General features: G+C 35.4%; 9 protein-coding genes. All 9 read right to left on the bottom strand.

Annotated features, from left to right (window positions below):
* Positions 1-12 precede the first annotated feature (12 nt).
* Entirely contained in the window at positions 13-351 is a 339-nt protein-coding gene (locus AC2DZ0_RS13005) for a cupin domain-containing protein (RefSeq protein ID WP_484642252.1), read from the bottom strand.
* Between the two features lie 87 nt (positions 352-438).
* Complete coding sequence (locus AC2DZ0_RS13000; protein ID WP_484490482.1) at positions 439-2,190, bottom strand: cytochrome c oxidase subunit I; 1,752 nt, start codon at positions 2,188-2,190, stop codon at positions 439-441.
* 59 nt (positions 2,191-2,249) lie between these two features.
* On the bottom strand, positions 2,250-3,317 hold the full coding sequence (locus AC2DZ0_RS12995; RefSeq protein ID WP_484642251.1) for a cytochrome c oxidase subunit II: 1,068 nt from the start codon (positions 3,315-3,317) through the stop codon (positions 2,250-2,252).
* Between the two features lie 37 nt (positions 3,318-3,354).
* Positions 3,355-4,746 carry a histidine-rich protein gene (locus AC2DZ0_RS12990; RefSeq protein WP_484642249.1) on the bottom strand — a complete coding sequence of 464 codons (1,392 nt, stop codon included), beginning with the start codon at positions 4,744-4,746 and terminating at the stop codon, positions 3,355-3,357.
* Positions 4,747-4,774: 28 nt separating this feature from the next.
* On the bottom strand, positions 4,775-5,329 hold the full coding sequence (locus AC2DZ0_RS12985) for a c-type cytochrome (RefSeq protein WP_484642248.1): 555 nt from the start codon (positions 5,327-5,329) through the stop codon (positions 4,775-4,777).
* Between the two features lie 4 nt (positions 5,330-5,333).
* Entirely contained in the window at positions 5,334-5,858 is a 525-nt protein-coding gene (locus AC2DZ0_RS12980; protein ID WP_484490478.1) for a DUF3341 domain-containing protein, read from the bottom strand.
* Positions 5,851-7,248 carry an NrfD/PsrC family molybdoenzyme membrane anchor subunit gene (gene nrfD / locus AC2DZ0_RS12975; protein WP_484642247.1) on the bottom strand — a complete coding sequence of 466 codons (1,398 nt, stop codon included), beginning with the start codon at positions 7,246-7,248 and terminating at the stop codon, positions 5,851-5,853. The genes AC2DZ0_RS12980 and nrfD overlap by 8 nt, the downstream gene beginning before the upstream one ends.
* A 31-nt stretch (positions 7,249-7,279) precedes the next feature.
* Positions 7,280-10,348 (bottom strand): TAT-variant-translocated molybdopterin oxidoreductase, encoded by a 3,069-nt coding sequence (locus AC2DZ0_RS12970; RefSeq protein WP_484642245.1) that lies wholly within the window; start codon positions 10,346-10,348, stop codon positions 7,280-7,282.
* Positions 10,349-10,383: 35 nt separating this feature from the next.
* Positions 10,384-11,568 (bottom strand): c-type cytochrome, encoded by a 1,185-nt coding sequence (locus AC2DZ0_RS12965; protein WP_484642243.1) that lies wholly within the window; start codon positions 11,566-11,568, stop codon positions 10,384-10,386.
* Positions 11,569-11,678: the final 110 nt, after the last annotated feature.

The raw sequence follows: 11,678 nt of genomic DNA, 5'->3' as shown, positions 1-11,678 counted from the left end.
ATGGATTACATTTCAGTCAGTAGCTATACCAAAATACAACCATGTTACCGGGTTATCATATATATTCATTTGGCAATGATATTCACCTTGATCTATTGTAATACAGTCACCAGCAACTAAAGTAATTTTCCTTTTCTCAACAATAAAATCAACCTTTCCTGTTTGAATGTAAAAAACTTCATACATAGTATCGTGTTTATGCATTTCAACCGACTGACCCGGTAAAAAGGTCGCTGAACCAAACATCATCAGTTTAGGAATTTCGTTTCTTCCAATAAATACTTTTTTCATAATATCTTTATTATGGCTTACTCCAACTTCTGGTAACGTTTGTGTTTTTATTATTTTCATAGCTTCATTAAAAATAGGTCCAATAATATACAAAATAAAAAAGCCTTTCTAATTAAGAAAGGCTTTTAATATATTCATTAAAATCATTTAAGATTCTTCTTCTCCATCTTTTAATGGCACATGTTGCATAACGAAATCTTCATCATGACCAGGTTTACTGTAATCGTAAGCCCAACGCTCAACCGTAGGAATTTTTCCTGGCCAGTTCCCATGAATACCTTCTACTGGAGTAGTCCACTCTAATGTTGTAGATTTCCAAGGGTTTTGAACTGCAGTTTTACCTTTGTAAATACTCATAAAGAAATTTACTAAGAAAATAATTTGTCCTATACCACCAATCAAGGCAAAAATAGTAATCACAACATTTACATCTGATAAATCATCAAATAATGGAAATGCAGTATTTGAATAATACCTACGTGGTAAACCAGCTAATCCAATAAAATGCATTGGGAAAAACACTCCATAAGCCGCAATTGCAGTTATCCAGAAATGCCAGTATCCTAATGTTTTATCCATCATCTTTCCGTACATTTTAGGGAACCAGTGATACACACCAGCGTACATTCCATAAATTGCAGACACACCCATTACTAAGTGGAAGTGAGCTACTACGAAATAAGTATCATGCACATTAATATCCAAAGCACTATCTCCTAAAACAATCCCTGTTAATCCTCCTGTTATAAACGTAGAAACCAATCCGATAGAAAACAACATGGCTGGATTCATTTGCAAATTACCTTTCCATAGGGTTGTAATATAATTAAAAGCCTTTACAGCAGAAGGAATCGCAATTAATAAGGTAGTAAATGTAAATACTGAACCTAAGAAAGGATTCATTCCTGAAATAAACATATGGTGACCCCATACAATTGTAGATAAAAATGCAATAGCCATAATTGATCCAATCATTGCACGGTATCCAAATATAGGTTTACGAGAATTGGTTGCTATTACTTCAGAAGTAATTCCTAATGCAGGTAATAATACAATATAAACCTCTGGGTGACCTAAGAACCAAAAAAGGTGCTCAAACAATACAGGTGAACCTCCTTGATAATGCAATACTTCACCACTAATAAAAATATCAGACAAATAGAACGATGTCCCAAAACTTCTGTCAAAAATCAATAATAAAGCTGCAGATAAAAGTACCGGGAAAGAAACAACACCAATAATTGCTGTAATAAAGAATGCCCACATTGTTAGTGGCAATCTTGTCATCTTCATTCCTTTTGTTCGTAAATTTAAAATAGTAACAATATAATTCAAAGAACCTATTAATGACGATGCTACGAATATTGCCATAGAAACTAACCATAATGTCATACCCATCCCAGATCCAGGAATAGCCTGTGGTAACGCAGATAATGGAGGATATATAGTCCATCCTGCTGATGCTGGTCCAGCTTCAACAAACAATGAAATTACCATGATTACACTAGAAATAAAGAACATCCAGTATGAAATCATATTCATAAATCCAGAAGCCATATCACGTGCTCCAATTTGCAAAGGAATTAAAAGGTTACTAAAAGTTCCACTCAATCCAGCAGTTAATACAAAGAAAACCATGATTGTACCATGAATTGTTACCAATGCTAAATACATATCAGGATCCATTACTCCATCCGTCTGGTGGTGTCCTAAAAAAGCTTCTACAATTGAAAACGAATGCTCCGGCCATGCAATTTGCAAACGGAATAACATAGACATAAGAACTCCGATTACACCCATAATAATACCGGTAATCAAGAACTGCTTAGAAATCATTTTGTGATCTTGACTAAAGATGTATTTAGTTACAAAAGTTTCTTTATGATGATGTTCTGACATAATATAATTTATTTTTTTTATCCCCTAAGGGAAAGAAAATGTTTATTCTTTAATTATCCTTATTTAACTACTTCTGCGATTGTTTTTTGTTGTTTCAACCAACTGTAAAAGTCTGCCTCCTCTTCAACAACAATTTTCATTTGCATGTTATAGTGAGATGCTCCACAAATTTTATTACATAACAATAAGTAATCAAACTCATAAGGATCTTCACCTTTCTCTTTTCTTACTTTATTTACACGCGCTACTTTACGAACCGTCTCCTCTTGAACTCTCATTTCCTCTGTTGTAAATTTTGGAGTGAATCCAAATTCAGTTACCATTCCAGGAACACAGTTCATTTGAGCTCTAAAGTGAGGCATATAAGCTGAATGTAAAACATCTTGAGAACGGAATTTAAAAACCACTTTTCTACCTTTTGGTAAATGCAATTCTCTTACAGGGATATCATCTGCAGAATTTGCATCTGTCATATCTATACCCATAGTATTTATTCCTTCAATGTTTCTTACATTACCCCTACCTAAAGTATTATCTGCACCTGCATAACGAGCTTGCCAGTTAAACTGTTGTGCATATACTTCAATTACGATTGGATCCTCTGCATCTGACAAATCCATTACATTATTCCAAGTATATAAACCGTATCCGATCAATAAAGTCAAGGCAATCGCAGGAACTGTTGTCCAAATAAGCTCTAACTTATGGCTATCAGCATAAAACAATGCTTTTCTATTATTGATCCCTCTGTATTTATAAGCGAAATAAAATAACAAACCTTGCGTTGCAAACTGAACAATTCCTATCATAACGAAAGAAATCAAAAATAAGTTATCATCATTCTCTCCTTCAAAAGAAGCAGATTCTGGTAACATCAAATCATTCAAAAAGAATAAGCAATATGTCATTAAAACGTAAAAACCTATAAGGAAAACCATGAATAACTTTCCGTGTAAATCATTATCCTTTTCAGTCGCTAACGGGTTTTCTTCTAATTTTGAAATCGCCGTAACTTCCTCGTTTTTATCATTTCTTAAAATTACCTTCCCGTAACTTGTCAATCTATTCACTTGCCAAATCCCTAGGGCTACTGCAACAGCTAAAAAGATGTAAAATAAAGCTAGCATATGTTCTATTTATTTATAATTATTAGTTTAATATATATTAGTAATGGAAAGTTTCACTTTCATGTAAGAAAGGATTTCCTTTAGCTAATAAAGGTGCTTTAGCAATTGTTGAGAATACAGCGTATATAAACAATCCTAAAAAGAATAATATTGCACTGATTTCAGGGATTCCAAAGAACCACTCTCCTCCAACAGTCGCCGGCATTACCATGATAAAAATATCTGTATAATGACCCAACAATACGACAACTCCAGCTCCAATAACAAAGTTTGGAATTCTCTTGTAATCACTGTTGATCAACAATAAGATTGGGAAAATGAAGTTCATAGGTATCATCATCAAGAAAGGCAACTTATACTCTTCAAATCTTTGTACAAAATAAGTTGTTTCCTCAGGCATATCAGCATACCAAATTAACATAAACTGAGAGAACCATAAGTATGTCCAGAAAATACTGAAACCAAACATAAATTTAGCTAAATCATGAATATGACTATTATTTACATACTCTAGGTGTCCTATTGATTTTAGGTAAACAGTAACCATCGCAATTACCGTAACTGCAGATACTAAGAAAGTAGCCAACACATACCAACCAAATAACGTACTAAACCAGTGAGGATCTAAAGACATAATCCAATCCCAAGACATCATAGATTCCGTGAATAAGAAGAATCCTAAAAACGCCACAGACATTTTAAAGTTTTTCTTATAGCTAACTAAATTCGTTTCATTGTCTTCAGCTAATGAAGCTTTTCTAGACAAATGACGGTATAAGTTCCATCCTACGATATATACAATAGATCTGATTGTCCAACCCGGCACATTCAACCACCAGCTTTTTCCATCAATAATGGCATCATAATTAGCTGCCGTTGGATCCACAGTTCCTGGCGCCATCCAAACAAACAAATGATGGACATGCGCTGATCCTAATAATAAGATAACGAGTAAAATCAATGTTACAGGTAATAAATTTCCTGTGATTCCTTCCATAACTCTAAAAAGAACAATTGACCAACCTGCTTGCGCAACTCTTTGAATTGCATTGAACGCCAATACTAAAAGTGTTACTCCAAAGAAAAACAAACAAGCTACATAAAACGCCGCCCAAGGTCTGTTCTTTAATTGATGATATACATGTTCTGCATGACTATCTCCATGATCTTCCTCTCCATGTGCTGCCACTTCTTCGTGAGCTTCACCATGAGCGTCATGAACTGCTTCTGCATGATGTTCTACATGAGCATCAGCGTCTGCATGATGCGATTTACCGTGAGATCCATGAGCATTTTCTGCATGATGCAAGTGCTCTTTTACTTCTTCAATTGAACTAGGCGTTGATAAGAAACCTGAGATCACTCCCACAGCTCCTATAACCATTAATGCCAATGCAATTGTTTTTAATTTTCCTGAAAACTGATACATATAATTCGAATTCAATCTTTATTAAAGATTATTTTAATAAATCGTTTCTTAATTTTTGAACATGGTTCACAACTTGCCAACGCTCTTCTCCTGTTAATTGAGAAGCATGTGACCCCATTAAGTTTCTTCCGTACATAATTACGTGATAAATACTACCTTCTGTAATATCTCTGTCTTTATAATTAGGTATTCCTAAAAACTTTTCTCTCTTTACTAAATCTCCTTGACCGTCACCTTTTTTACCATGACATACTGCACAATAAATTCCGTACAAAGCTTTCCCTTTTTCACTGTTCTTAGTGTACTCAGTTAATGGAGATTTTAATTCGTTCTTGGCTGCATCATATCCTTCATTAGAATTAGGATAGTCATAAGGTACTTGTCCTCTTGCTATAGTTCCTTCTACAGGTGATTGTGAATCCATCCCATTAGCAAATCCAGAATTTACACCATAAGGTTCATAAGCAACAGAAGTGTACATATCTGGCATATATTGAACTTGAGGCTTCGTTTTATCATTACATGAAATAAACGCGATTGCTACAAATAAAATTGCTGCTATTTTAGTGATCGTATTTCTCATCTCCTTATTGCTTTTCAATTACGTTAATTTCAACTGCACCTGTTTCATTCAACAAAGACGTTAATTCCTCTTCATTATCATGTATAGCGATTTCCATTAAGAAATGGTCATCTGTAGTTCTTACATCAGGATTCTCTGCTGCTTTAAATGGCCAAATTCTACTTCTCATGTAAAATGTAATTACCATTAGATGGGCCGCGAAAAACACTGTTAATTCAAACATGATTGGCACGAATGCAGGCATGTTTAAAAACCAACTAAAGTTAGGTTTACCCCCAATATCTTGTGGCCAATCCTGAATCATCATATAGTTAGTCATCCAAATCGCAAAACTCAAACCAGTCAATCCATATAAGAAAGCAGTTATTGCCAGTTTTGTATGAGGCAATCCCATAGCCTTATCCAATCCATGAACTGGGAAAGGTGTAAAGACATCCTCAATATGAATGTGTTTTTCTTTTACTGTCTTAACGGCATCCATCAGGATGTCATCATCATTATATAAGGCGTGTATTACTTTATTACTCATGATTTCCGTCTCTTAATTTTTTATAATTTTCTCCTGATACCTTCAAAATAGATTTTACCTCTGCCTGAGCAATTACTGGGAATGTTCTAGCATATAGTAAAAATAATACTCCAAAGAATCCTATTGTTCCAATGAAAATACCTATGTCTACAAATGTAGGCTCAAAACGAGTCCATGTAGATGGTAAATGTCCTTTACTTAATACAATCGCAATAATATCAAAACGCTCAAACCACATTCCAATATTAATCGCAATAGAAATTAAGAATGAAGCGATAAAACTTCTTCTAAACTTTCTTACCCACAATAACTGAGGGATCAAAATATTAAATAAAATCAATGACCAGAATGCCCAACCATATGCACCAGTTGCTGCACCTACAGACATATAAGTAAAGTTTTCGTACGGAGAACCTGTATACCAAGCAATAAAGAACTCAGAAGCATAGGCCACAGCCACAATACCACCCGTTAACATAATAACGAAGTTCATGTATTCAACATGTAAACGTGTAATGTAGTTTTCTAAATTTGTAACTTTTCTCATAATTCCCAACAACGTTTGCACCATTGCGAATCCAGAGAAGATTGCTCCGGCAACGAAATAAGGAGGAAAAATTGTCGAGTGCCATCCCGGGTTGATAGATGTTGCAAAGTCCATAGATACAATTGTATGTACTGAAAGTACCAAAGGAGTTGCCAAACCGGCAAGAACCAAAGAAACCTCTTCAAAACGTTGCCAATCTTTTGCTCTACCAGACCATCCGAAACTTAACAAAGCATAAATTTTCTTTTGGAAAGGCTTTACAGCTCTATCTCTTAACATCGCAAAATCAGGTAATAAACCAGTCCACCAGAAAACTAATGATACAGATAAATAGGTAGAAATCGCAAATACATCCCAAAGTAACGGTGAGTTAAAGTTTACCCATAACGATCCAAATTGATTTGGAATAGGTAATACCCAGTATCCATTCCAAGGACGTCCCATATGAATTAACGGGAACAAACCTGCTTGGAAAACCGCAAAGATAGTCATCGCTTCTGCAGAACGGTTAATGGCCATTCTCCATCGTTGACGGAATAATAATAATACTGCTGAGATTAAAGTACCGGCGTGACCAATACCTACCCACCAAACGAAGTTAGTAATATCCCAAGCCCATCCAATGTTCTTGTTCAATCCCCATACTCCAATACCTGTTCCAATAGTATAGGTAATACACCCTATACCCCATAAAAAGGCAATTAATGAAATTGTAAATGCTATGTACCAATTTTTATTTGCTTTCCCTTCAATAGGCTTAGCAATATCAACCGTAATATCGTGGTAACTTTTATCCCCTAATACTAATGGTTCTCTAATAGGTGCTTCGTAATGAGACGACATAATTTATATATTGTTTCTTAATTAATTTAGTTTATGCTTCTTCCGTGTTTCTTACCTTCACTTGGTAAAGTACATTGTTGTCTGTTCCTATTGATTCTAACAAACGGTAAGCTCTTTTATCCTCTTTTTTAGCAACGATTTCGTCATCAGACTCATTTACATCACCAAACACTAAAGAACCGGTTGTACAAGCTGAAGAACATGCTACTGCATCGTTAAATTCACCTGGAGCAACTTTTCTACCTTCTTTCTTAGCATTTAAGATAACCGCTTGCGTAGATTGGATACAGAAAGAACATTTTTCCATTACCCCTCTTGATCTAACAACAACATCTGGATTCAATACCATTTTTCCGTACTCATCATTCATGTTGAAATCAAACTCAGAATTTTCGTTGTATTTAAACCAGTTGAAACGACGTACTCTATAAGGACAGTTGTTTGCACAATATCTTGTACCAACACATCTGTTGTATGCCATTTGGTTTTGACCTTGACGACCATGAGATGTTGCAGCCACTGGACAAACCGTCTCACATGGAGCGTGGTTACAGTGCTGACACATTACTGGTTGGAAAGATACTTGTGGATTTTCAGCAGGAGCTTCTAAAGCGTAATACGTATCAACTTCATCAGAAGTAGAATTTACGTTTTCTTCTCTCTCTGCAGAGTCCGCATCCAACTCAGAAGAATAATATCTATCGATACGCAACCAGTGCATATCTCTACCAACACGTACTTCGTGTTTACCAACTACAGGTACATTATTTTCAGCATGACATGCTACAACACAAGCCCCACATCCAGTACATGAACCTAAATCAATAGAAAGGTTAAAGTGATGTCCTATACTACGATCTTGATCGTCCCATAAATCAACTTGAGTAACTTCAACCTCTTCGTGCTTTAAAGATACTTTGTTCACTTGATTCCAAGATTCCTTCGGATCTAAATCAGTATTACTATAATCTTTAAAAGATACTTCTTTTAATATTTCATATCTACCAGCAATAGTGTGTTGCAATTGTTCACAAGCAAACTTGTGAGTTCCTCCAACATTCTCAATTGTTGCTACCTGAACATTTTTATTATCAACAGATAAAGCATAAGCATTTACACCTACCTGCATTTCAGATTTCATAGCTTTTGTCTTCCCATATCCAACTGCCAAACCTAAAGAACCTTTAGCTTGACCAGGTTGAATCAATACTGGTACATTTTCAACTACAACACCATTTACAGTAACATTTGCATATTGACCGTCAATAGCACCATTATCTCTAACTGGGTTTGTGAACCCTTGAGCATCAGCATCTGCTTGAGAAATCAATAAGTAGTTATCCCAAGATGCTCTAGTTAATGGATCTGGTAACTCCTGCAACCAAGGGTTGTTTGCTTGTTGACCATCACCAATTGCAGTAGACGCAAATAAAGTCAATTCAAATGCTCCTGTTTGCACAGAAGATTTTAATGCTTTTGCAGCTTTCGCTACATCAATACTATTTGCTTTTAAAGCACTTACTTCCTTAGAAAAAATCCCATCATGTAATGCTTGATTCCATGAAGTACCTCCTAAAATATCAGAATTCCATACGTTTGTTAGGTAATCGTAGTAAGATTGTTCACTACCAGACCAAGCTAACAAACAATCTTGAAATTGTTTCGTATCAAATAATGGATTTACAGTTGGTTGTGTCAAACTATAAGATCCTTCTTGGATTTGAACATCACCCCAAGCTTCTAAATAATGAGGAGTTGGCAATGCATATTGTGTAATACTTGCAGTTTCATCTTCGCTAGAAGCAAAAGCAACCGAAAGTTTTACTTTTTTCAATCCTTTTACAAAGGCAGCACTATTTGCTAACGTGTAAACTGGATTTGTATTATAAGTAATAACTGCTCCAATTTTACCAGCATTCATCTCAGCGATTAATAAGTCTACAGCAACGTCTGAACCTTGTCTTGTATACTTTACCGCAGCCGTATCAATCACCTCACTTTGTAAGTATTGATTCAATGCCAATGCGATTAACTGCGCATTTTTATTTTGAATTCCTGTAACAACAACTCCATGCTTTCCAGCAGCTTTTAATTGCTTCGCAGCTTTCAAAACAGCACCATCTTTAGAGGTTGCTTTAGAAGTTAAGTTTTCACCAGTTACAGCATTATATAAATTGATCAAAGCATAAATTTGCTCTGATGGCTTTACTACAATTCTTTTATCAGCATTAGAACCTGTCAAAGACATATTTGATTCTACCTGAATATGACGAGACATTTTTCCTGCCTCAACATTTCTACCTTCTGTATAGCTTTTCTCAAAACCACCACCTTGCCAATCTCCTAAGAAATCTGCACCAATAGCAACAATAGTTTTTGCCTCAGAAAAATCATAATTAGGTAATGCTCTTTTTCCGTATACTTCTTCAAACGCATCCAAAGCAGTTGACTCGGACATTGCATCGTACTGAACATGCTCAACGTTTCCGTTAGCAGCAGTAAAATCAGCAATCAATTTCTCTGTAGATGGACTTGCTAAAGTACCCGTCAATAAAACAACTTTTTCTCCAGAAGCTTTTAATTCAGCCAATGTAGATTTAACTTGTGCATTAACATCAGACCACGAAGAATCGTTTCCATTTACTTTAGGTCCTTTTAAACGTAAACTATCGTACAAAGAAAGTACAGAAGCCTGTACTCTTGCATTCGTTGTTCCGTTTGCCAATTTGTTTGGCTTGATAAGAATTGGTCTTCCTTCTCTAGTTTTCACTAAAACATTTGCAAAATCGTAACCATCAGCAATAGTACTCGCATAGTAATTTGCGATACCTGGAGTGATTTCTTCCGGTTTTACAACATAAGGAATTGATTTTCTAACGGGACCTTCACAAGCAGCAAGCGAAGCAGCTGCAGTTGAAAATCCAACATATTTTAAAAAGTCACGACGAGAAGTAGAAGATTCTTCTAAACTCTCTTTATCTCCTAAAAATTCATCTGCACTCATCTCTGATACAAATTCCTTTTCTTCAAGCTTAGCAACAATCGAACTATTTTCGTTTAGTTCTTCAACACTTTTCCAGTATTTTTTGTTAGATGCCATGTTATATATAGGTATTTTATAAACTTAATAATTGATTAGTAGTGACATTTTCCACATTCTTTCCCTCCCATTTGAGCGACAGTCACTTTTTCTACACCATACTTTTTAGATAAATCTTCATGTATGTTTTTGTAGTATCCATTTCCTTCCATCTTAACTTTGGTCTCTTTATGACAGTCGATACACCATCCCATAGTCAAAGGAGAATATTGATAAACTTCTTCCATTTCTTCAACAGGACCATGACATTTCTGACATTTGATTCCTCCAACAGTTACGTGTTGAGAATGGTTATAGTATGCAAAATCAGGTAAGTTATGGATTCTAGTCCATACGATAGGCTCAGTTTCACCTGTATACTCTAGATTCTCTGAATCCCATCCAGCTGCCTTGTACAACTTTTGAATTTCACCATCGTAGAATGCTTTAGAATGTTCAGCAGTTGCAGTTTCTTCAGCTACTTCTCCAATGTTTTTATGACAGTTCATACATACATTTACAGAAGGTATCCCTGAAGTCTTACTGTTTTTAGCAGAAGAGTGACAGTATTGACAGTCTATTTTGTTATCCCCTGCATGTATCCTGTGAGAGAATGCAATCGGCTGAACTGGCTGATATCCTTGATCTACTCCAATACTCATTAACGCCGTAAACCCAAAATAAGCAATATTGAACAACAAGATAATCGTAGCAACAATTTTCAAGAAACCGTTATCACTTTTAAAGTAAACATATACAATTAACCCGGCTAATACTAAGAAAACAACATATGAAATAACATTAGAAGAGCCTGATTCCTTTACTTCAACTGGAGCAGCAGCAACTGCAGCAGCACCGGCTTTTTTCACAGGATCAGCATCTAAGTAAGCCACAATGTTTTCAATATCAGCATCTGCGAACTGAGGAAAGGCAGTCATAGGCGAACCTTTGTACTCTTCATAAATCGCAATTGCATCCGCGTCACCTGAAGCTCTTAAGGCATTATTATCCTTAATCCATGCTTTTAACCAATCCATCTCTCTTCTTTCAGAGATTTTCCCTAATGCCGGACCTACTAGTTTTTTATCTAATTTATGACAAGCAGCACAATTAGCATTAAACAAACTTTTACCAGCTTTTGCATCTCCTTGCGCAGACAAACTAAAGGTAAAAAGAAATAAGAAAGTAAGACTAGCAACTACTAATCTCCCGATTTGACTGTGTTTTTTCACACTTTTCATACTTAAAAATATAAATTTTCTATCTTAATTTGAGATAAAACAATCCGTTATTGATACGAATTTATTTCCCCAAAATTTTGAGCAAAAGTACTACTTATTACCAAAATTGT

The organism is Flavicella sp. IMCC45668 (genome assembly GCF_057219105.1).
The sequence above is the reverse complement of the archived record's forward strand: the minus strand, read 5'-3'. Positions and strand labels throughout refer to the sequence as shown.

What these genes read in the sequence shown, in the direction of transcription:
- nrfD (WP_484642247.1), bottom strand. Translation starts at nt 7,248, where the DNA reads ATGTCGTCTCATTACGAAGCACCTATTAGAGAACCATTAGTATTAGGG.
- AC2DZ0_RS12965 (WP_484642243.1), bottom strand. Translation starts at nt 11,568, where the DNA reads ATGAAAAGTGTGAAAAAACACAGTCAAATCGGGAGATTAGTAGTTGCT.
- AC2DZ0_RS12970 (WP_484642245.1), bottom strand. Translation starts at nt 10,348, where the DNA reads ATGGCATCTAACAAAAAATACTGGAAAAGTGTTGAAGAACTAAACGAA.
- AC2DZ0_RS13000 (WP_484490482.1), bottom strand. Translation starts at nt 2,190, where the DNA reads ATGTCAGAACATCATCATAAAGAAACTTTTGTAACTAAATACATCTTT.
- AC2DZ0_RS12995 (WP_484642251.1), bottom strand. Translation starts at nt 3,317, where the DNA reads ATGCTAGCTTTATTTTACATCTTTTTAGCTGTTGCAGTAGCCCTAGGG.
- AC2DZ0_RS12980 (WP_484490478.1), bottom strand. Translation starts at nt 5,858, where the DNA reads ATGAGTAATAAAGTAATACACGCCTTATATAATGATGATGACATCCTG.
- AC2DZ0_RS12990 (WP_484642249.1), bottom strand. Translation starts at nt 4,746, where the DNA reads ATGTATCAGTTTTCAGGAAAATTAAAAACAATTGCATTGGCATTAATG.
- AC2DZ0_RS13005 (WP_484642252.1), bottom strand. Translation starts at nt 351, where the DNA reads ATGAAAATAATAAAAACACAAACGTTACCAGAAGTTGGAGTAAGCCAT.
- AC2DZ0_RS12985 (WP_484642248.1), bottom strand. Translation starts at nt 5,329, where the DNA reads ATGAGAAATACGATCACTAAAATAGCAGCAATTTTATTTGTAGCAATC.